Raw genomic sequence first — 21,990 nt, forward strand, 5'->3', positions numbered from 1 at the left:
GCGGAACACTGTGGGAGCGGGCATGCCCGCGAACACCGGCGAAGCCGGTGCCACCCACCGAGTTGTCTGCGTCGCGGGCAAGCCCGCTCCCACAGGGGGCCAAGGCTCGCTTGAGATATCACAAATACAAAGAGGCACATTCTCATGGCTAAAATCGGTTTCCTCGGCACCGGCATCATGGGCAAGCCCATGGCGCAGAACCTGCAAAAGGCAGGTCACAGCATCTTCGTTTCCACCCACCACGACGCCGCCCCAGCCGACCTGATCGCCGCTGGCGCAGTGGCCCTGGCCAACCCGAAAGAAGTGGCCCAGGAAGCCGAGTTCATCATCATCATGGTGCCGGACACCCCACAGGTCGAAAGCGTCCTGTTCGGTGAAAACGGCGTGGCCGAGGGCGTGGGCCCGAACAAGGTAGTGATCGACATGAGCTCGATCTCGCCGACCGCGACCAAAGCCTTTGCCGAAAAGATCAAGGCCACTGGCGCTGCCTACCTGGACGCCCCGGTATCCGGTGGTGAAGTGGGTGCCAAGGCCGCGACCCTGAGCATCATGGTCGGCGGCTGCCCGAAGGCCTTCGAGCGCACCCTGCCGCTGTTCGAAGCCATGGGCAAGAACATCACCCGCGTGGGTGGCAACGGCGACGGCCAGACCGCCAAGGTGGCCAACCAGATCATCGTTGCCCTGAACATCCAGGCCGTGGCCGAAGCCCTGCTGTTCGCCGCCAGGAATGGTGCCGATCCTGCCAAGGTGCGTGAAGCGCTGATGGGTGGCTTCGCCTCGTCGAAGATCCTCGAAGTGCATGCCGAGCGCATGATCAAGGGCACCTTCGACCCAGGCTTCCGCATCAACCTGCACCAGAAGGACCTCAACCTGGCCCTGCAAGGCGCCAAGGAATTGGGCATCAACCTGCCCAACACTTCCAATGCCCAGCAAGTGTTCAACACCTGCCAGGCCCTGGGCGGCGGTAACTGGGACCACTCGGCGCTGATCAAAGGCCTGGAGCACATGGCCAACTTCTCGATCCGCGACGACAAGTAATGCGAATCCGGGGGCTGCCGCGCAGCCCTTTCGCGACACAAGGCCGCTCCTGCAAGCGGTACGCGATCCCTTGTAGGAGCGGCCTTGCGTCGCGAAAGGGGCGCAAAGCGCCCCCAGGATTCCAGATCCACACCGTTGAACCTGCGACCACAGTCCCAGCGGTGAACCCGAGCAACACCCGCCCCTGGTTCGGCCTGCACGGAGGCAGTTCCAGGGGCGTTCTTGATTGTGCGAACAACAATAAACTGGGAGCCTGCCATGTCGGTCGATCCGCAAAAACTTCTCCGCGAGCTGTTCGACACAGCCATCGCCGCCGCCCACCCGCGCCAAGTCCTCGAACCCTACCTGCCCGCCGACCGTAGCGGCCGGGTCATCGTCATCGGCGCCGGCAAGGCCGCCGCCGCCATGGCCGAAGTGGTCGAAAAAAGCTGGCAGGGCGAAGTCTCCGGCCTGGTCGTCACCCGATACGGCCATGGCGCCAACTGCCAGAAGATCGAAGTGGTCGAAGCCGCTCACCCGGTCCCCGATGCCGCCGGCCTGGCCGTGGCCAAGCGCGTGCTGGACCTGGTCAGCGACCTCAACGAAGACGACCGCGTCATCTTCCTGCTGTCTGGCGGTGGTTCGGCGTTGCTGGCCCTGCCTGCCGAGGGCCTTACCCTGGCCGACAAGCAACAGATCAACAAGGCGCTGCTCAAGTCCGGCGCCACCATCGGCGAGATGAACTGCGTGCGCAAGCACCTCTCGGCGATCAAGGGCGGCCGCCTGGCCAAGGCCTGCTGGCCGGCCACGGTCTACACCTATGCCATTTCCGATGTTCCCGGCGACCTCGCCACGGTGATCGCGTCCGGCCCCACCGTGGCCGACCCGAGCACCTCGGCTGATGCCCTGGCCATCCTCAAGCGCTACAACATCGAGGCCCCCAAAGCGGTCATCGACTGGCTCAACAACCCGGCCTCGGAAACCGTCAAGGCCGATGACCCGGCCCTGGCCCGCAGCCACTTCCAGCTGATCGCCAAGCCCCAGCAGTCGCTCGAGGCCGCTGCAGTCAAGGCACGCCAGGCCGGGTTCAGCCCGCTGATCCTCGGCGACCTGGAAGGCGAGTCGCGCGAAGTGGCCAAGGTGCATGCCGGCATCACCCGGCAGATCGTCCAGCATGGCCAGCCGCTGAAGGCGCCATGCGTGATCCTGTCCGGCGGCGAAACCACCGTCACCGTACGTGGCAATGGCCGTGGCGGGCGCAACGCCGAATTTCTGCTCAGCCTGACCGAGAGCCTCAAGGGCCTGCCAGGGGTGTATGCCCTGGCCGGCGACACCGACGGCATCGATGGCTCGGAAGATAACGCCGGCGCCTTCATGACCCCGAGCAGCTACGCCCGCGCCGAAGCGCTGGGCCTGTCGGCCAGCGACGAGCTGGACAACAACAACGGCTACGGCTATTTCGCCGCGCTGGATGCACTGATCGTCACCGAGCCAACCCGCACCAACGTCAACGACTTCCGCGCCATCCTGATTCTCGAGACTGCCCAATCATGACGCCTGATAAAAAAGTTAAGATCCTCGCCACCCTCGGCCCTGCGATCAAAGGCATCGACGATATCCGCCAACTGGTCGAAGCCGGGGTGAACATCTTCCGCCTCAACTTCAGCCACGGCGAACACGCCGACCACGCCCTGCGCTACCAGTGGATTCGCGAGGTCGAGCAGCAACTGAACTACCCGCTGGGCATTCTCATGGACCTGCAAGGGCCGAAGCTGCGCGTTGGCCGCTTTGCCGAAGGCAAGGTCCAGCTGCAACGCGGCCAGGCCCTGCGCCTGGACCTGGACAAGGCCCCGGGCGACAGCCGCCGGGTGAACCTGCCGCACCCCGAAATCATTGCCGCCCTCGAACCAGGCATGGACCTGCTGCTCGACGACGGCAAGCTGCGCCTGCGCGTCACGGCCAAGCACAGCGACGCCATCGACACCGAAGTGCTGGCCGGTGGCGAACTGTCCGACCGCAAAGGGGTCAACGTGCCGCAAGCGGTACTCGACCTCTCGCCGCTCACCGAGAAAGACCGCCGCGACCTGGCCTTCGGCCTGGAACTGGGTGTGGACTGGGTGGCCCTGTCGTTCGTCCAGCGTCCGGAAGACATCATTGAGGCACGCCAACTGATCGGTGACCGTGCCTACCTGATGGCGAAGATCGAGAAGCCCTCGGCAGTCGAGCAACTGCAAGCCATCGCCGAGCTGTCGGACGCGATCATGGTGGCCCGTGGCGACCTCGGCGTGGAAGTGCCGGCGGAAAGCGTGCCGCAGATCCAGAAGCGCATCATCGGCACCTGCCGCCAGCTGGGCAAACCGGTGGTGGTGGCCACGCAGATGCTCGAATCCATGCGCTTCTCGCCGGCCCCGACCCGTGCCGAAGTCACCGACGTGGCCAACGCCGTGGCCGAGGGTGCCGACGCGGTGATGCTGTCGGCCGAGACCGCCTCGGGTGACTACCCGCTGGAAGCCGTGCAGATGATGAGCAAGATCATCCGCCAGGTGGAGAATGGCCCGGACTACCAGGCCCAGCTCGACGTGGGTCGGCCGAAGGCCGAAGCCACCGTGTCGGACGCCATCAGCTGCGCGATCCGCCGGATCAGCGGCATCCTGCCGGTGGCAGTGCTGGTCAATTACAGCGAGTCGGGCGCCTCGACCTTGCGAGCTGCGCGCGAGCGCCCGCGGGCACCGATCCTCAACCTGACGCCGAACCTGAACACTGCACGCCGCCTGAGCGTGGCGTGGGGCGTACATTCGGTGGTCAATGACCGCCTGCGCCAGGTGGACGAAGTGGTTTCGACTGCTTTGGAGATTGCCCAGGCGCAAGGCATGGCCAGCCGTGGCGACACGTTGCTGATCACCGCCGGTGTGCCGTTCGGCAAGCCGGGGTCGACTAATACGCTGCGGATCGAGACCTTGATCTGAGATTTTTGCGGGCGCTTTGCGCCCGTTTCGCGACACAAGGCCGCTCCTACACGGACCGCGACACCTTCAGGCTTGCGCGATCCCTGTAGGAGCGGCCTTGCGTCGCGATCGGAGGGCGCAGCCCTCCCCAACACCGAAATACCTGACCGGCGGAAAACCCGAGGCCCAAAGAGGCCCACCGCTCCCCATCAACCTCACTGACTGCCCCGATGTACACCAAGAATTTCGTCAACCCGTGCCCCGACTGGGCCACGGCGCTGCTCAACGGCTTCAGCCAGGTGCTGCTGCTGCGCAATCCCCTGTGCGGCCTGGGCTGCCTGCTGGCCATCCTGCTGACCGCCCCCGACCTGGTCGGTGGCGCCTTGCTCGGCGCCCTCGCCGGCCTGCTCACCGCCCAGGCCCGCGGCTACGACCGCGCCGATCGCCAGGCCGGTTTGTACAGCTACAACGGCGTACTGGTCGGCATCCTGATCAACGCCGTGCTGCCCTGGTCGGCCATCCTGCCACCGTTGATCATCGCCGTCGGCGGCCTGTCCAGCATCATCACCCACCAGTGGCGCAAGCGTGGCGGCAAACTACTGGTTGCCTACACCGCCCCCTTCGTGCTGCTCGGCTGGGCCACCCTGCTGATCGCGACGCCCTCGCCCGCCGGTTTCGTCGAAGCCGACCCGCTGTACGCCCTGGCGCGCGGGGTCGGGCAGATCTTCCTGCTCGACCAGCCGCTGGCCGGCCTGCTGATCATCGTCGGCATGTCGATTGCCAACCCCTATGCCGCGTTGTGGGCCGTAATCGGCTCGGCCCTCGGCGGCGGCCTGGCGTTGCTCACCGATCAGGCACAGGCTGCGTGGCTGGGCCTGTACGGCTTCAACGCGGCATTGGCGGCGCTGGCCTTCAGCAGGCAAGGTGAGAAGCCCTGGGTGACGTTGCTGGCCATCGTCCTCGCCCTGCTGATGCACTCCCTGTTCAAATGGCTGCCGGTACCCGGCCTGACCGCGCCCTTCGTCGCCGCCTGCTGGCTGATGCACCTGGGCAGCCACCTGGCCCAGCCCAGGCAACGCAACGCCAGCCGCTTGCACAGCTGAAAGGCAACCCCTAGGCTCAGCCCATCGCCATTGTGGAACGAGCCCATGAACAACCCCGCGAGCCTGCGCGAGCGGCTCTTCGTCATCGTCTTCCAGACCGACACCGTGGCTGGAAGACGCTTCGACAAGATCCTACTGCTGATCATCCTGGCCAGCCTGGTCACCGTCATCCTCGATAGCATCGACGAAGTACACCAGGGCTACGCCGGCCTGCTGGCCGCTATCGAATGGGGCTTCACCGCGATCTTCCTGGCCGAGTACCTCACCCGCCTGTACTGCTCGCCCAAGCCGCTGCGCTATGCCTTCAGCTTCTACGGCCTGGTCGACCTGCTGGCGATCGTGCCGGGGATCATCGCCCTGTACTACAGCGACGCCCAGTACCTGCTGATCATCCGCGTGATCCGGATGCTGCGGATTTTCCGCGTGCTCAAGCTCAGCCCATACCTCAAGCAGGCGCATTACCTGATCGACGCACTGCGCGGCAGCAAGCAGAAGATCATCGTGTTCCTGGTCACCGTTTCCACCCTGGTGACCGTGTTCGGCACCCTGATGTACGTGATCGAAGGGCCGCAGCACGGTTTCACCAGCATTCCCAAAGGGATCTACTGGGCCATCGTCACCCTGACCACCGTGGGCTTCGGCGATATCGTGCCGAAGACCCCGCTGGGGCAGGTGATTTCCTCGCTGGTGATGATCATCGGTTATTCGATCATCGCCGTGCCGACCGGGATATTCACCGCCGAGCTGGCCAATGCCATGCGCGGCGAGCAGTTGCAACATGACTGTCCCACCTGCAGCAAGAAGAACCATGAACCTGCGGCAGCGTTCTGTTCCCGGTGTGGCAATGCGCTGTTTCCCAGGCCGTGATACTGCGGCATAACCAAAGTGTTTTTTGTTCTTTAACCGCCACGGACCTGCCCGCTATAGTCGCAGGCAAATTGCCAATACCTTTTCGACAACAAGGAAGCAACGTGAAAAAACTCTTCACCGCCTCGCTGCTCGCCGCAGGCCTTGCCCTGGGCAACCTTGCCCAGGCCGCCCCCACCCTGCTCAATGTCTCCTACGACGTGATGCGCGACTTCTACAAGGACTACAACCCGGCCTTCCAGAAGCACTGGGAAGCCGAGCACAACGAGAAGGTCAACGTGCAGATGTCCTTCGGCGGCTCGAGCAAACAGGCGCGTGCAGTGATCGATGGGCTGCCGGCCGACGTCATCACCATGAACATGGCCACCGACATCAACGCCCTGGCCGACAACGGCAAGCTGGTGCCGGACAACTGGGTAAGCCGCCTGCCGAACAACAGCGCACCGTTCACCTCGGCCACCGTGTTCATCGTGCGCAAGGGCAACCCGAAAGCCCTGAAGGACTGGCCCGACCTGCTCAAGGACGGCGTGCAGGTAATCGTGCCCAACCCGAAGACTTCGGGTAACGGTCGCTACACCTACCTGTCGGCCTGGGGCTATGTACTCAAGCAAGGCGGCGACGAGAACAAGGCCAAGGCCTTCGTCGGCAAGCTGTTCAAGCAGGCGCCTGTGCTCGACACCGGTGGCCGCGCCGCAACCACCACGTTCATGACCAACCAGATCGGCGACGTGCTGGTGACCTTCGAGAACGAAGCCGAGATGATCGCCCGCGAATTTGGCCGCGACCAGTTCGAAGTGGTCTACCCAAGCGTATCGGCCGAAGCCGAGCCGCCGGTGAGCGTGGTCGACAAGGTCGTGGCACGCAAAGGCACCCAGGCAGTGGCCGAGGAATACCTGAAGTACCTGTGGTCGCCAGCGGCCCAGGAAATTGCCGCGCAGAACTACCTGCGCCCGCGTGATGCAACGGTATTGGCCAAGTACACCGACCGCTTCCCGAAAGTGGACTTCCTGTCGGTGGAGAAGACCTTCGGCGACTGGCGCACCGTGCAGGAGACCCACTTCAATGATGGTGGGGTGTTCGACCAGATCTACACCAATCAGTAATGGCTGCAGGCCTGGCCGGCCCTGTCGCCGGCCAGTGCAGGCAACCTCAGCCCTGGCGGAACACCAAGGCCTTCAGCCCGCCCGCCGGGTCCGCATCGGGAAACTCGGGCGGGTTCTCCAGCCGCTCGACAAACGCCAGCGACGGCGCCTGCTGCGCCATGCCCTCGATCAGAAACTCCGGCCCGATCCCTGGGTCGTTGACGCACGCCAGCACCGTGCTGCCCGGGTTCAACAGCTCCGGCAAGCGCCGCAGGATCTTCGCGTAGTCCTGGGTCAGCACGAAGCTGCCGCGCTGGAAGGTCGGCGGGTCGATGATGATCAGGTCATAAGGCCCGTACTTGCGCACCTTGCCCCACGACTTGAACAACTCGTGCCCCAGGTATGCCACGCGCGACGGGTCATGGCCATTCAGTCGATGATTGTCGCGCCCACGCGCCAATGCCGACTTGGCCATGTCCAGGTTCACTACCTGCTCGGCGCCGCCGGCAATCGCCGCCACCGAAAAACCGCAGGTATAGGCGAACAGGTTCAGCACGCGCTTGCCCGCCGCCTGCTCACGCACCCAACGTCGGCCATAGCGCATGTCGAGGAACAGGCCGTTGTTCTGCCGCACGCCCAGGTCGAGCAGGTAGGTCAGGCCGTCTTCGACCACTTCGCGTTGCTGGCATGGCTCGCCCAGCAGCCACTGGCCCGGGCTGTCGGGCAGGTAACGGTGCTGGATGAGGATGGCCTGGCCGGTCCACTGTGGGCGCTCGGCGAGGCTGCGCAGCATGGCTTCCAGTTCGGCCAGTTGACCTTCGGGCGGCTCGCGGAACAGGGCCACTGACAGTACACCTTGCAACCAGTCGACGGTGACCTGCTCCAGGCCCGCCCAGCAACGGCCACGACCGTGGAACAGGCGGCGGGTTTCCTGCGGAGCAGGGTCGAGGGCGGTGAGCAGTTGTTGCTCAAGAGTCTGGATTGGCGAAGTCATCAGGGGTCGCAAGCTGGCAAAAGCGGCATTCTACCCGCTGAGGGCGCTTTGCGCCCTATCGCCGGCAAGCCGCAAAGCGGCCTCAGTGGTCCTTGACCGCCATCACCCTGGGCCGGAACCACCAGCCCTGCTGCATCCCCGCCGCCGCCAGCAGGATCAGCGCCACCCCCAGCCACTGCAGCGGTGCCAGACGATGCCCAAAGGCCACCCAGTCGACCAATATCGCTGCAATCGGGTAGATGAACGACAGCGCCCCGGTCAATGCCGTGGGCAAGCGCTGGATGGCGCTGTACAGCAGCACATACATCAAGCCCGTGTGCACCATGCCCAAGGTCACCAGGCTGGCCAGCGCCGGCACTTCGCCCGGCAACCCGCCCAGCTTGACCCAAGGCGCCAGCAACAGCACGCCGGTAGCCACCTGGATCAACGCGATCAGGTGCGGTGGGGTGCCGCTCAGGCGCTTGATGATCAGTGCCGCGATGGCATACAGGAAGGCCGCCCCCAGCGCCAGGGCAATGCCCAGCAGATAATCGTCACCACCACCCTGCCCGCTGCCATGGGCACTGACGATCGCCAGCATGCCGAGGAACGCCACGCTCAGCCAGGTGACCTTGGCCAAGGTGATCCTTTCGCCCAGGAACACCGCCGCCAGCCCCACCAGCATGAACGGCTGCACGTTGTACACCGCCGTGCCGATGGCAATCGATGCCCGCGAGTAGGACGCGAACAACAGCACCCAGTTGCCGACGATAGCCACACCGCTGGCAATCGCCAGCAGAAATGCCGTGCGGCTGATAACGCCCGGCCGCAAGAAGCCAAAGCCTGCGCAGATGGCCAGCAAGGTCACGGCACCGAACACGCAGCGCCAGAACACCACCTCGAGCACCGGCTGGCCAGACACCAGCACGAACCAGCCGATGGTCCCGGAAATAAGCATGGCGGCCACCATTTCCAGCGAACCACGGCGCAACGAACTATCCATTTCACACCTCCTGTCGATGACGGCAACAGTATGCAAATGTTTCCGGGAGGCCTTCCAGCGGATATCGAAGGTAGATTTGCCGAGCTACCTTTACTATCAAGGCAAATCATCCAAACGACCTTACGAGGTGACCATGACCGATGCCATCGACCAATTGCTGATCAATGCACTGATGGAAGACTCACGCCGTTCGCTCAAGGCCTTGGCACAGATCAGCGGGTTGTCAGCGCCCAGCGTCAGTGAACGCCTGCGCCGCCTGGAGGAACGCGGCGTGTTGCGTGGTTACACCGTAGACGTCGACCCCCGCGCGTTTGGCTACCAGCTGCAGGCGATCGTGCGCATCCGCCCGCTGCCCGGGCAGTTGCAGGAGGTGGAGCGGCAGATCATTGCCATCCCCGAGTTCACCGAGTGCGACAAGGTCGTCGGCGATGACTGTTTCATTGCCCGGCTGCATGTGCGTTCGATGGAACAATTGGACACTCTGCTCGACCGCCTCTATACGGTGGCCGAGACCAATACCGCAATCATCAAGAAAAGCCCGGTGAAGCGGCGGTTGCCGCCGATGGACTGAACCAAGTCTGAGCCGGTCTCTCTGCGCGCAACCCGCAAAGACGCCGGCACAGAAAAGCTGACTAATTTTTGTACACAATAATGTCACCATAAGTGCCATTTTTGTGTGCACTTTCCAATTTAACGCCCCAATACGTTACACCACACCCACCTCAAAGCTTGACCAATCGATCAACTAAGTAGTACGTAAAAAATTTAAACTTGTTCAATCGGTCAAATTATATTTTCCAAGTTTCATAAAGTTATCGGCTGTAACGACAGATTCAAAATAATGGCATCTACCTGGTTGGTGTTCCTGTGGCACGGAACTCGCTTTTGTGTGTTCGTGTTTTGTATACAAGTTGAACAAAACATAAATACACAAGAACCCGCGACGCCGCCCAACAGCGGCCGCCGCGCCCTGAACCCAGTGATGCCAACGCTGCACCGACGAGATGGCGAGCCCGTGCGCATGCCCGCTCATCGCAGTCCACGTGCATCAGGAGCCCGCCGGAATGAGTACCAGCCTCGACCTTGCCCCTGAACTATCCGTCGCCAGCACCCACCCCGCCTCGCCACTTGCCGACAGCCAGCCGGCACTTGCCCTGAGCCCACGCCTGCATAATCGCGACCTCGCCCCGACGCGCCTGCACGGCCGCCGCTGGGGCCGCTACAGCATCTTTGCGCTGTGGACCAACGATGTGCACAACATTGCCAACTACTCGTTCGCCATGGGTTTGTTCGCCCTCGGCCTGGGTGGCTGGCAGATACTGCTGTCGCTGGCCATCGGCGCAGCGCTGGTGTACTTCTTCATGAACCTGTCCGGCTACATGGGGCAGAAAACCGGCGTGCCGTTCCCGGTCATCAGCCGCATCGCCTTCGGCATCCACGGCGCGCAGATCCCGGCACTGATCCGCGCGGTCATCGCCATCGCCTGGTTCGGCATCCAGACCTACCTGGCATCGGTGGTGCTGCGGGTGCTGCTGACTGCCGTGTGGCCGCACCTGGCCGCCTACGACCACGACAGCACCCTCGGCCTGTCGAGCCTGGGCTGGGTGTGCTTCGTGTCGATCTGGCTGGTGCAGCTGGTAATCCTCGCCTACGGCATGGAGATGGTGCGCCGCTACGAGGCCTTCGCCGGCCCGGTGATCCTGCTGACGGTTGCCGCCCTGGCGGTGTTCATGTACGTCCAGGCCGACGCCCGCATCGCCTGGTCGGTGGCCGCGCCGCTGAGCGGCTACGAGATGTGGCGCAACATCTTTGCCGGCGGCGCCTTGTGGCTGGCCATCTACGGCACCCTGGTGCTGAACTTCTGCGACTTCGCCCGCTCCTCGCCCTGCCGCAAGACCATTCGCGTGGGCAATTTCTGGGGCCTGCCGGTGAACATCCTGGTGTTCGCCATGATTACCGTGGTGCTGTGCGGTGCGCAGTTCCAGATCAACGGCCAGGTCATCGACAGCCCGACGCAGATCGTCGCCAGCATACCCAGCACGCCGTTCCTGGTGCTCGGTTGCCTGGCCTTCCTGATCGTCACCGTGGCAGTGAACATCATGGCCAACTTCGTCGCGCCGGCCTTCGTGCTCAGCAACCTGGCGCCGCGCCACCTGACCTTCCGCCGTGCCGGGCTGATCAGCGCCACCCTGGCGGTGCTGATCCTGCCGTGGAACCTGTACAACAGCCCACTGGTGATCGTGTACTTCCTGTCCGGCCTGGGCGCGCTGCTCGGCCCGCTGTACGGGGTGATCATGGCCGACTACTGGTTGCTGCGCAAAGGCCGCATCAACGTGCCGGAGCTGTACACCGAGCACCCGGCCGGGGCCTACCACTACAGCAAGGGCATCAACCTGCGCGCCGTGGCCGCCTTCGTGCCGGCCGCACTGCTGGCCATCGTCCTGGCCCTGGTGCCCAACTTCCATGGCATCGCGCCGTTCTCCTGGCTGATCGGCGCCGGCATCGCCGCTGCGGTGTACCTGCTGATCGCGCCACGCAACCGCCAATACCACGACGTCAGCGGCGAATGCATCGCCGTCGACCACAGCAGCCACTGACCAGGGAGGGCTACACATGCGTATCCTGATTGCCAACGTCAACACCACCGCAGCCATCACCGAAGCCATCGCCGAACAGGCCCGCAGCGTGGCCGCGCCCGGTACCGAAATCATCGGCCTGACCCCATGGTTCGGCGCCGAATCGGTGGAAGGCAATTTCGAAAGCTACCTGGCCGCCATCGCCGTGATGGACCGGGTGCTGGCCTACGACGGCCCGTACGATGCGGTGATCCAGGCCGGCTATGGCGAGCATGGCCGCGAGGGCCTGCAGGAGTTGCTGGACGCACCGGTGGTGGACATCACCGACGCTGCCGCCAGCACCGCGATGTACCTGGGCCACGCCTATTCGGTGGTCACCACCCTGGACCGCACCGTGCCGCTGATCGAAGACCGCCTGAAGTTGTCCGGGCTGTACGACCGCTGCGCCTCGGTGCGCGCCAGTGGCCTGGCGGTGCTGGAACTGGAAGCCGACCCGCAACGCGCCGTGGCGGCGATCGTCGAGCAGGCCGAGCGCGCCGTGCAAGATGACAAGGCCGAGGTGATCTGCCTGGGTTGCGGCGGCATGGCCGGGCTGGACGAGCAGATCCGCCTGCGCACGGGCGTGCCGGTAGTGGATGGCGTCAGCGCGGCGGTAACCGTTGCCGAAGCACTGGTGCGCATGGGCCTGAGTACCTCCAAGGTGCGTACCTATGCCACGCCGCGGGCGAAGAAGGTGCTGGGTTGGCCGATGCGCTGCGGTCGTTGATCCCTGGTACGGTCAATCCGTCACCCGCGGCTCAGGTCGGGCAGCCACGAGCCCGACCATCCAGCCCCTGGCGCACGTTGCGGCTGAGCAGGCTGGCCTTGCCGTCGCGCCAGGTCAGCTTGAGCACGTAGAGGGTATCGAAATCGTCACCGCTCCAGTCCGCGGTGATCACCCGCTGGTCGCCCAGGGCCTTGCCGGCCACCGTGTTGATCAACTCGGGCAGGTAGCCGTGCGACCAGGCGGTGTAGACAGTCGCGTTGCGGTACTTGTCGCGCAGCAGCTCGTCGGCCAGCGCTTCGGTGTCGTTGGCGCCGTAATCGATGTTCACCGGCAGGCCCAGGCGAATGGCGCTGGGTGTGATGGTCATCAGCGGGCGGATGTAGCTGTAGCTTTCCTCCTTGCTACCTTCCTCGACATGCCTTGAAGGGTTGGCGGCGAACACGTAGTCGGCTTTGCCGAAGCGCTCAGGCAGCACGCTGGCCAGATCCAGCGCCCGGTTGAGGCCCTGGCAGTTCAGTTGGCCCAAGCCCTCTTCCGGCTTCTCGGCGTGGCGCAGGAACACCAGGGTTTGCGTGCCATCCGCCGGTTGCGCCCGGCTTTCGACAGCCTCCTGCACCAGCGGCACGGCGGCGGCGCTGAGCACCAGGCCCAGCAGCAGGTGGCGACGACGACGCAAGAGGGTTGGTAACTTCATCAGAGCAGGCTCATATGGCGGAGTGAGTCGGGTTACCCGCCACATCGCCTCGCCAGTGGCGAGCCCCCCTTTGCAGTGATGCCATCCCTGGCAACGAGTGAGGGTCAGAGTGCCCTGCACCCGTTTGGTTCCTCCTTGAAGGTGGATGCCGCTCCCTGGCAAAACCATGCTAGGCAATGGCTGTTGCCAAATTGTGTAGGCCAAAAGAACCTGGGGTTGCAGGAGCGCGCCGCCAGCAACGGTGCTCGCGTTCATCTCGCCTCGGTGCCTCCAGCAATTCGGCCATCACGGTCAGGTCCGCGGCCTGGATCAGCCGAGCTGTTCGAAGGCCTGCTGCCCGGTCAGCTCCCTGGTCTGGTTGGCAAAGCAATACCAGGCGGGTTTCTGTTCGATAAAAATCTGCAGGTCGAACGCCCACTCCTGGTCGCCGTCAAGCAGGCCGACCGGCACCGCATGGAAGTCATTGGCCTTGAGCCGGTAATACAGGTGTGTGCCGCACTGGCCGCAAAACCCCCGCTGCGCCCAATCGGACGAATCGTAGACGCTGGGCGCACGCCCTTCGATGACCGGTGGCTGGCTGCAATGCACCACCAGCAGCGGGCCGCCGGTCCACTTGCGGCACATGCTGCAGTGGCAGGCGCTGATGTGGGTGGTGTCGACGATAACCGTAAGCCGGGTGGCGCCGCACAGGCAGGTGCCGTGTTTTTCCAGGGGCATGGCTGGTTCCTTCAGCTTGGGATGGGCCTGCAATTATAGACGCCTGCAGCGGCCTCATCGTCGGCGATGCGCCCCCACCCCGAGCGCATCGGCCTCTAACCATGCGTAATCCGGCTGGCAGGCCGTATTCAGTCATCCCGTGTCAGTACTTCCAGCAGCTCGATCTCGAAGGTCAGGTCCGAATTCGGCGGGATCGCCCCCACACTGCGCTCGCCATAACCCAGCTGAGCCGGCACCAGCAGCCTGCGCTTGCCCCCCACGCGCATGCCCATCAGGCCCTGGTCCCAGCCCTTGATCACCCGGCCGGTGCCGATCACGCACTGGAACGGCTTGCCGCGCGCCCAGGACGAGTCGAACTCGCTGCCGTCGGCCAGCCAGCCGGTGTACTGGGTAGTGATCAGGGCGCCTTTGACGGCGGCTTTGCCGTCGCCTTCGACGAGGTCGGTGATCTGCAGTTCGCTGCTCATGGAAAACTCCAAGCGGTGGTTCGGGGGCGTCGTTTTCTCAGGAATACATGGGTTTGGCAAGTTTGCGTGGCGTGATGTGCCAGCGCATCGACCACTGCCCTCGCGCTGATCGCTACGCTGCGACGGCGGCGAAAACGTTGCGCCTGCATAGCTAGCCCGGCGGCCGACCTGACATTTTTGCCAGGTTACACAGCGCGCATGGCTATGCACCATGGCGGTAAACCCACAACAGGAAATCACCATGTCCAACCAACAACGCAAAGCGTGGGAGGCACCCAGCCTGCCGCAAGCTGAACCAGACCATGACAATCCTGGACACCAATACCTGTCCATCGCCAGGCTCTACGACATCTCCGGGGAAACCCTGACCTGCCAAGTGCCGATCTCGGCGGGCATGCTGGCAGGTGATATCGTCCGCGTGCGCGGACGTTTCGGCGAGGTCATCTACGACGCGCCCGAAGTCGCCATCGCCAATCCACCCCACCCGCTGACAGTGGCGATGCCCAAGTTCATGCTCTATGGCGTTGCCGGTAATGTCATGGACCTGAACTTCGCACTGCGCAAGCCCGGGGGAAGTGATTGGCAGATCTCCCAGAGCCGTAACATCAGGGTGCAATCGCAGCTACTGACACTGCAACGCCCCAGCCTGCCACAACGTAGCCACACACTGCAGATCGACTATATCGGCATGAACAGCGGAGACACAGTGCGCGGCCGGCTGTATAGCTCGGCAACCAGCTACGTCGATACCCAGGAGGTAGAGGTCAGACAGCCTGGAACCGTTCGGATCGAGATCCACCACTCATGGTTCGAAGCCAATCGTGGCAAGCCCGTATGGCTGAACTATGCCGTGCTGCGTAGCGGGCAGCCACGAAGGCTCGTGTCCCAGGTGCTGTACATCGAAACGCTGGAAGTGCCGTCTTTATGACGAAAGCTGGCCGGGCCAGGGACCTGAGCTATGCCAGACGCCCTGGCCTAACCCCGTAATGCCTTTGCGCAACCGCAGCCATACAAGGACCTCACGATGACAACCCCTATCGTTGGCTGGGCAGTAGCCCTGGCCTTGCTGTTGTCTGCCTGCTCTAGCCAGGTTCAGCCACCCACCCCCATTCCAGCCCCATCCGGGTCGCCGCTTACTGTTGTCGACGGCCCGGCAACCGCCGAAGCATTGACCAAGCGCTACAGCGACATTGCGCAAGACTGTGGCAGTGCGAGCCGGCCAGCGTTCCTCTGCAACGGCGTGATCCTGCGCACCACCACCTACTCGCCCCGCTACGACGCCTGGAACCCAAGCCCGACAGCGGTGAGACTCGGCGCGGTATCATTCTCCTACCTGCGCCAGGACAGCAAATTCGCGCGCATGCCGTGGGGCGGCGAGAACGGCATGGTGCTGTATCCGATTTTCGCCTCGCCACCGGACAAGATCGACATCGCCGTGTTGTGCTCCTACCCCATCGATGGCTGGACCGACGGCCGCGTCGGCAACCGCTGCGGCCAATATGGCAGCAACCCGACCAGCGTTTCCTGTGAACTGCAGGGCATCACCAGCGCAGCCCAATGGACGTCGTTGTACACCCAGCAAGGGGGTGACAACACGAAAATCTGTGCCTTCAACGTACGCGATGGCCAGAACTATCTGGCCGGCCCGGCGTTCTATCAAAGCCTGCTGGCCAAGAGCAGTGGCAACCCGACCGACAAACGCTTCACCGAACATAACGAGCTGGTACACGGCCTCTGGGAGCAGAACATTCCCGCCCAGCTGCCCATCCAGGCGTTCTTCTACACCACCCCGGCGGGCCTGAAGGATGCTTGGCAGGATCGCCTGACCTTCCGCCACAAGGCCAACATCGACCTGCCCCTGATCAAGATCACCCTGCCCACGAGCACGGCCGAACAGGCCCGTTTCGACTACATCGCTGCGGATAACATCGACCCACCACTTGGCCTCGACGCCACGGCGGTAGCCCTGACCGGCAAGACCTACCTCATTCCTGACCACCCAGGCGTCGCGCCGGTCTACACCCCCGGCAGCAATGCAGTCGAACGCCATGCCAGCGGCGGCAAGATGCCCTACACCTATGCCAGCAGCAACCCCGGCGTCGCAGCCGTGGACCCGTACGGCCTGGTCACCGCCAAAGGCAACGGCACTGCGCAAATCAGCGTGACCGACGCCACGGGCCAGACCCGCGCGTACACGGTCAATGTGAGTAACGTGCTGAAGGTCTACCGCTTTCAGAAATCGAACTGGAGCAACGCGTCGAGCGCCGTCGCTGCACAAGGTGCGCGCTTGCCCAGCGAACAGGAAGCGCATGAGTTGAAGGCAACATACGGCGGCCGCTGGCCTTTCGCTCATGCTTATCACTGGACGGCCAAGGGCTGCGGTCTCGGCAGGCACCTGGCGATGGAGCTGCACAACAGCTCGTTGGTCGGTATGTGCGCCTCGTTCATAACCTCGTATGAGGTAGTCGGCCTTAAACCCTGATGGGCAACCTTACGCCTGCGCCAGGGTTGCTTGCGCAGGCTTAGCCCAATTGCTCGAAGGTCAGGTCCCGGGTCTGGTTGGCAAAGCAGTACCAGGCAGGAGTCGTGGGCACTGGGTGCGAGCCCTTCGAACTGCGGCGATGTGCTGCAGTGCATCACCAGCAACGGCCCGCCGCCCCACCGGCGGGAAAGGCTGCAATGGCAGGCGCTGACGGTGCGGCTGTCGACGTCGGTAACAATGCGCACGGCGCCGCACAAACAGTGGCCACGCAACGTATGAGCAGACATCAGGCAATCCTCGGTGCGGTACGAAACCCAACATTGCACTGTATGCATTTCTTGCCTTGCACCTGATAGTTCTGCCAGTTGCTGGTGAAAGCTCTCGCTCTTACGCTGGCTATTCCCTTGCAACTTCCCGGAGCACCGCGATGAACCAACGACTGACACCACCTGCCCGGCTCATAGACCTGCCAGCACCATCGATCCCTGCCGCCGCCAACGGCGGTCTTGGCTATTACGACATCGAATATGATCCGCTCGGATTTACAATCGTCACGGTCGGCCCGTATTTCGAAATGCTCGAAGGTGATCTCGTCGAGGTGTTCTTCGGCACCAAACGGGTCGCGTTCCATATCGCAGACACTGGCGATACCAGTACCATCAACATCAAGGTGCCCAATCGCGAGATCAAGGACCTTGGCGACGGTGAATACACAGTTACCTACACCATTGTATTTTTTATCGGCGGAGGATCGGTCAAATCTGTCGAAACGCCGGTGTTGGTAAAGCTTTCCGTACCCGGTGGCCTTGACCCCAGACCCGACACCCCTGAATTGAATGAAAACCTGGCATCGCCCTTCGTAATACCCGACCCGGTGCCCGACAGCGCCCAGTCCGCCACCGTTTTTGTTTCACCGTGGCTGAACATGGCGGCAGACGATGTCCTGACCGTCAGTTGGGGCGGGCACATGCGCAGCCTGAGCCCTTTGCTACCAGGGGAAGTCAATCGCCAGCAACAGGTGATGATCGACCGCGCAATGCTCGAAGCCGTAGGAGGCGGTCGGGTACCGGTCACCTACGAGATTCGCGACAAGGTGAACAACCGCTCACTGTGGGCCCCTTACAAGAATACCGATGTTGAAATCGAAGACCCCAACGCACCTGAAGCGCCCTCCGTGATCGCTAACGGGGCTCCCGTCACGGAGATTGACCTGGCGGTCCTGGGCTCGGACGACGCCACTGTCTGGGTACCACGTTTCGACGATATTCAGCCCGGCCAGCAGGTGGTGGTGGAGTGGCGTGGCCTGACAGCCGCCAACGCTCCTGTAGACCATGACAGCGGGCCACAGCCGGTCCCCAACCCCTTGCCGTTCTACTTGGAATTCAAGATTCCCAATGCCAAGGTAATCACCTTGGGCCAAGGCTCCGTACGAGTGTCCTATGTCGTCGATGGCCGGCGCGTTTCGAAAAAAGTGCTGCTCCCGGTGAAAGGCCAGCCGCTGGTGCTCAGGGCGCCAGAGGTGCCTGATGCCGTGGCCGGCGAACTCGACCCGGCAGTGGTGCCCACTGGTGCACGGTTCATCGTACCCGCCCAACCAGGCATCCCGCAGGACGCTCGCATCGACATCTACTGGGACGGCGTGACCTCAGGTGGGTTACCCGCGAAGTACTCCGACAACCGCACCGTCAGCGACCCTTCGCAGCCGCTGCTGTTCACCATCCCCGCCAGCGCCATCACCATCATCGCCGGAGGCAGCGTCACTGCGCATTACACCGTCAACAACGGTGGCACGCTGCTACTCTCGCCGCAACTTCCGCTGCGCGTCAAGGCAGCCAGCACTCAGCCGCTGCCTGCGCCAACGGTGGACGGAGTACAGAACGGGGTGATCGATGCCAACCTCCCCTCGACCTTCATCCGCATTCCACAATACCCCGACATGGCCGTGCAGGATGTGATCACAGGTCACTGGCTTGCTCCCATGGCAACCAGTGGCCAGGTTACTGTCGTTACCGTCGGCCCGCAGGAAATTCCAATAGCAGGCACCTACATTGCCGGCAACCTCAACAGCACCGTCACGGTCAACTACTCGATACCGGGCAAGGGAAGGTCCTCCTCCCTGTCGTTCACTGTCGAGGGGGCCACCATCGTGCCTGTCGCACCTCGTGTTCCCAAGGCGTCGGGTGGACGACTGAATGTTCAGAACGACATGTACTACGATGACTTCCTCGAAGTGGAAGTGCCGCCATTCCAGGGCATGGCGAACGGCCAAGCCATCGAGCTGGAGTGGGTCGGCCCCTATTTCACCTGGCGCGACAGGCAAACCGTCGGCACGCCGCAAACGCTCAGGTTCCAGGTGCCCCGTCTCGAGGTGATCGACGCCATTGGTCGCTCGGTGCAGATCCGCTACACCGTCAACGGCACAACCCCTTCGCCGAGCTTCGTGTTGAACATCGACAGCCAAGGGATGGAGATGCCACCGCCTCGCTATTTCCCACAAGAGGGCTCGCCTACCGCCGCAGTGTCCATCCTGTCGCCGGACCAGCAGACCGGCCACACAGGGCGCGTACGCTTGTATGGGATCAATCCGGCTCCTTGGGATTCGACCGAAGAGTACCTGCAGGCGGAAACGCCAAAGTACTTCCAGGTCCCAAGAAGCATCGTGGAAGAGAACAGGGGAAGAGTGGTCCTGATCAACTACAGCATCTATCGCGGTAACAACGAACGGTTCAGGTTCTCCAGGGTCCTTCGCCAACAACTCTGAGGGTGCGGCTGCTGCGCCCGGTGCAAGGCCGGGCGCAGCAGAGCGGTATCTGCACCGCAGTTTCCCGGCAAAAACCAGCATTTTTACCAGGTTACATTCTGCCAACAGTCGCTCAAGCTTGACCGCAAGCCTTGAGAGCGACGCCCGTGAAACTTGGCAAACTTCATACTTTTCCTGGACTTGATGGGACTTTTCCTACAGGAAAAGTCCCATCGCCCGTTCATCCTCCGCGCATCCCGCCGTTCTGGCCAAAAATCATCCCGGAGTCCACGATGAAACGACCTTACCACCTGACTACTCACAATCCCTCACGCTACGCATGCCTGTTGCTGCTCAGCTGTAGCCCATTGGCTAGCCATGCCGCCATCCTTGACGGTCCAGGGCAAAGCGCCACGGTCGAAGCCGGCACTCCCGCCGAGTTCTGGGAGGTACGCAACGGCGCCAGCCTGGTCCTCAACCCTGGCAGCGAGGCCGATGGTGCGGGGTCAAGGCTGGGCTCGGCCATCGCCTTGGTCAACGGCAGCAGCCTGACTGCCCAAGGTGCCACGATCCGCGCGAACGGGCGCGCCATCCTCAACAACCAGAGCACCCTGAGCCTGGCGGGTAGCCGCGTCACGGCGAAGGAAAACGGCGATACCTCGGCGGGTGCGGAATTTTCCTCCGGGGTGGCGTTGCTGATGCTCGGCGGCAACGCAACCGTCAGCGGTTCGGTGCTCGACGGCGAACGTCATGCTATCGCGATCAATTCCGATATCAGTGGTTCCAGCGCAGACCTTACCGCAGTGCTTGATATCGCCGGCAGCCAACTGGTGTCCAGCAACGGCAGTGCGATCTACATGGGCAACCTGTATCCCGGCGAAGACGCCCCCCCCATCGCCCACATCACCCTGCGCGACGGCACGGTGGTCAGCGCCGGCAACGGCAACCTGCTGGAGGTCCACGATGATGCCCAGGCCTACCTGACCATCAGCGCCAGCGACATCACCGGCAATATCACCTCAGAGGACACTGCCACTACAGAAGTGAGCCTGATCGAAAAGGCGATCCTGCGCGGCTCGATGCGAGGCGTCGACAAGGTCAACGTGGCTGACAGCGCCTCCTGGATCATCACCGACGACTCCAGCATCGGGCAGTTGAGCAATGGCGGTACCGTGGCCTTTTCCGACGGTGCCGCCGGCCGTACCTTGACCGTGGAAGGCGACTATGCCGGTAACGGCGGCACCTTGGTGTTCAACTCGGTACTCGGCGGCGACGATTCGCTCACCGACAAACTGATCGTCAAAGGCGACACCAGTGGCAGCACCTCGGTACGCGTCAACAACCTGGGCGGCAGCGGTGCCAAGACCCTCAACGGCATCGAGTTGATCACCGTGGGGGGGAACTCGGCCGGGGAATTCCAGCAATCGGGCCGTATCGTCGCCGGCGCCTACGACTACCACCTGGTGCGTGGCGAAGGCGACAACAGCGGCAACTGGTACCTGAGCAACGAACTGAGCGACCCGGGCAACCCTGGTCCAGGGCCGGGCCCGGAGCCGGCGCCAACGCTGGTGGTACGCCCCGAAGGTGGCGCCTATGCCGCCAACCTCTATGCCATGAATACACTGTTCGACGCCAGTGTCAGCGAGCGTAGCAGCGAGACCGAGCGCGCCGACACCCTTGCGGCCAATGGCAGGTCGACCAACCTGTGGATGAAAAACAGCGGCGGCCACCAGCGCGCCACCGACAACTCCGGGCAGCTCAACACCCATACCAACCGCTATGCCCTGCTGCTGGGCGCCGACCTGGCCGGCGGCATGACCCGCGACGGCGGCGCCTGGCGCGCCGGGGCCTTCGCCGGCTATGGCTACAGCCACGGTACCACTACCTCGCAGCTCACCAACCACCATGCCGGCAGCCAGGTCAAAGGCTACACCACTGGTGTCTATGGTACCTGGTACGCCGACGGTAACAGCGAGCAGGGGCTGTATACCGATGCGGTATTGCAATACAGCTGGTTCGATGCCCAGGTAACCGGCGAAGATGTCGCCAAGGAAACCTACAGCGCCAGTGGCGTGTCGACCTCGCTCGAGGGCGGCTATGTGTTTCGCAACGCCCTCGACAACGGCAGCGCCTGGTACCTGCAACCCAAGGCCAAGGTGTTCTGGTCTGGCGTGACGCCCGACGATCACCGCGAAGACAACGGCACCATCGTCTCCAGCGGCGGCAGCGACACCTTGAGCGTCAGCGTCGGTGCCCGGGCATTCCTCAAGCTGAACTACAGCGGTGACGACACCCTGGTCGACAGCTTCAAGCCCTTCGTCGAAGCCAACTGGATCCACAACAGCCGCCAGGCCGGGGTCACCCTCGACGGTGCCAGCGTCAGCCAGGTCGGCACGCGCAACATCGCCGAGTTCAAAGCCGGCGCCGAAGGCCGGATCAATCGCGACCTGACCGTCACGGCTGCGCTGGCCCAGCAAACGGGCGGCGACAACTTCTCTGACACAGCCGCCTCGCTGGCCCTGCGCTGGTCGTTCTGAAGCCGTGCCGCGCGGTGCCCC

At 63.3% G+C, this 21,990-nt stretch carries 18 protein-coding genes and 1 pseudogene; 13 read left to right on the top strand and 6 right to left on the bottom strand.

All coding sequences use genetic code 11. The features are described from left to right. The first annotated feature begins 144 nt into the window (after positions 1 to 144). The 6 genes from HU763_RS16710 to HU763_RS16735 all read left to right on the top strand — a co-directional run bounded on the left by HU763_RS16710 (position 145) and on the right by HU763_RS16735 (position 7,035). Positions 145 to 1,038, top strand: a complete 894-nt coding sequence (locus tag HU763_RS16710; RefSeq protein ID WP_170031019.1) for a 2-hydroxy-3-oxopropionate reductase — start codon at positions 145 to 147, stop codon at positions 1,036 to 1,038. Between the two features lie 258 nt (positions 1,039 to 1,296). Beyond that, positions 1,297 to 2,571 (top strand): glycerate kinase type-2 family protein, encoded by a 1,275-nt coding sequence (locus tag HU763_RS16715; RefSeq protein WP_186688443.1) that lies wholly within the window; start codon positions 1,297 to 1,299, stop codon positions 2,569 to 2,571. Continuing rightward, entirely contained in the window at positions 2,568 to 3,983 is a 1,416-nt protein-coding gene (gene pyk, locus HU763_RS16720) for a pyruvate kinase (protein WP_186688446.1), read from the top strand. The genes HU763_RS16715 and pyk overlap by 4 nt, the downstream gene beginning before the upstream one ends. Before the next feature lie 209 nt (positions 3,984 to 4,192). Beyond that, complete coding sequence (locus HU763_RS16725) at positions 4,193 to 5,065, top strand: urea transporter (RefSeq protein ID WP_186688449.1); 873 nt, start codon at positions 4,193 to 4,195, stop codon at positions 5,063 to 5,065. Between the two features lie 45 nt (positions 5,066 to 5,110). Next, positions 5,111 to 5,932, top strand: a complete 822-nt coding sequence (locus HU763_RS16730; RefSeq protein ID WP_186688452.1) for an ion transporter — start codon at positions 5,111 to 5,113, stop codon at positions 5,930 to 5,932. Between the two features lie 104 nt (positions 5,933 to 6,036). Continuing rightward, entirely contained in the window at positions 6,037 to 7,035 is a 999-nt protein-coding gene (locus HU763_RS16735; protein WP_186688455.1) for a sulfate ABC transporter substrate-binding protein, read from the top strand. Positions 7,036 to 7,081: 46 nt separating this feature from the next. Here the strand turns inward: HU763_RS16735 and HU763_RS16740 are convergent, their stop codons facing one another. Both HU763_RS16740 and HU763_RS16745 read right to left on the bottom strand, forming a co-directional pair. Continuing rightward, entirely contained in the window at positions 7,082 to 8,008 is a 927-nt protein-coding gene (locus tag HU763_RS16740) for a class I SAM-dependent methyltransferase (protein WP_186688458.1), read from the bottom strand. 82 nt (positions 8,009 to 8,090) lie between these two features. Next, positions 8,091 to 8,990: a DMT family transporter gene (locus HU763_RS16745; RefSeq protein ID WP_186688461.1), complete on the bottom strand. Its 900-nt coding sequence runs from the start codon at positions 8,988 to 8,990 to the stop codon at positions 8,091 to 8,093. 133 nt (positions 8,991 to 9,123) lie between these two features. On the opposite strand from HU763_RS16745, the gene HU763_RS16750 reads away from it, so the two are divergent. The 3 genes from HU763_RS16750 (at position 9,124) to HU763_RS16760 (ending at position 12,332) form a co-directional block, all read left to right on the top strand. Next, the gene (locus HU763_RS16750; protein WP_186680071.1) at positions 9,124 to 9,561 is read left to right on the top strand and encodes an Lrp/AsnC family transcriptional regulator; all 438 of its coding nucleotides are present in this window, start codon (positions 9,124 to 9,126) and stop codon (positions 9,559 to 9,561) included. Positions 9,562 to 10,054: 493 nt separating this feature from the next. After that, positions 10,055 to 11,587, top strand: a complete 1,533-nt coding sequence (locus HU763_RS16755; RefSeq protein WP_186688463.1) for an NCS1 family nucleobase:cation symporter-1 — start codon at positions 10,055 to 10,057, stop codon at positions 11,585 to 11,587. A gap of 16 nt (positions 11,588 to 11,603) precedes the next feature. Continuing rightward, positions 11,604 to 12,332: an aspartate/glutamate racemase family protein gene (locus HU763_RS16760; protein ID WP_186688465.1), complete on the top strand. Its 729-nt coding sequence runs from the start codon at positions 11,604 to 11,606 to the stop codon at positions 12,330 to 12,332. Positions 12,333 to 12,363: 31 nt separating this feature from the next. On the opposite strand, the gene HU763_RS16765 is transcribed toward HU763_RS16760, so the two are convergent. The 3 genes from HU763_RS16765 to HU763_RS16775 all read right to left on the bottom strand — a co-directional run bounded on the left by HU763_RS16765 (position 12,364) and on the right by HU763_RS16775 (position 14,210). Then, entirely contained in the window at positions 12,364 to 13,026 is a 663-nt protein-coding gene (locus HU763_RS16765) for a histidine phosphatase family protein (protein WP_186688467.1), read from the bottom strand. A 309-nt stretch (positions 13,027 to 13,335) separates the two neighbouring features. After that, positions 13,336 to 13,743 (bottom strand): GFA family protein, encoded by a 408-nt coding sequence (locus tag HU763_RS16770; RefSeq protein ID WP_186688469.1) that lies wholly within the window; start codon positions 13,741 to 13,743, stop codon positions 13,336 to 13,338. Between the two features lie 128 nt (positions 13,744 to 13,871). Beyond that, the gene (locus HU763_RS16775; protein WP_186688471.1) at positions 13,872 to 14,210 is read right to left on the bottom strand and encodes an FKBP-type peptidyl-prolyl cis-trans isomerase; all 339 of its coding nucleotides are present in this window, start codon (positions 14,208 to 14,210) and stop codon (positions 13,872 to 13,874) included. A gap of 241 nt (positions 14,211 to 14,451) precedes the next feature. Here HU763_RS16775 and HU763_RS16780 point away from each other — a divergent pair, with 241 nt between their 5' ends. Together HU763_RS16780 and HU763_RS16785 are read left to right on the top strand one after the other, a co-directional pair. Next, positions 14,452 to 15,138, top strand: a complete 687-nt coding sequence (locus HU763_RS16780) for a hypothetical protein (protein ID WP_186688473.1) — start codon at positions 14,452 to 14,454, stop codon at positions 15,136 to 15,138. A 96-nt stretch (positions 15,139 to 15,234) separates the two neighbouring features. Next, complete coding sequence (locus HU763_RS16785) at positions 15,235 to 16,692, top strand: Ig-like domain-containing protein (protein WP_186688476.1); 1,458 nt, start codon at positions 15,235 to 15,237, stop codon at positions 16,690 to 16,692. 200 nt (positions 16,693 to 16,892) lie between these two features. Here the strand turns inward: HU763_RS16785 and HU763_RS25210 are convergent. Then, positions 16,893 to 17,027, bottom strand: a pseudogene (locus HU763_RS25210) (hypothetical protein); the annotation flags it as partial. 92 nt (positions 17,028 to 17,119) lie between these two features. Here HU763_RS25210 and HU763_RS16790 point away from each other — a divergent pair. After that, positions 17,120 to 19,453, top strand: a complete 2,334-nt coding sequence (locus tag HU763_RS16790; RefSeq protein ID WP_186688479.1) for a hypothetical protein — start codon at positions 17,120 to 17,122, stop codon at positions 19,451 to 19,453. Positions 19,454 to 19,725: 272 nt separating this feature from the next. Further along, on the top strand, positions 19,726 to 21,969 hold the full coding sequence (locus HU763_RS16795) for an autotransporter outer membrane beta-barrel domain-containing protein (RefSeq protein ID WP_186688483.1): 2,244 nt from the start codon (positions 19,726 to 19,728) through the stop codon (positions 21,967 to 21,969). Positions 21,970 to 21,990 lie beyond the last annotated feature (21 nt).

Source organism: Pseudomonas anuradhapurensis, assembly GCF_014269225.2.
Lineage (GTDB): Bacteria > Pseudomonadota > Gammaproteobacteria > Pseudomonadales > Pseudomonadaceae > Aquipseudomonas > Aquipseudomonas anuradhapurensis.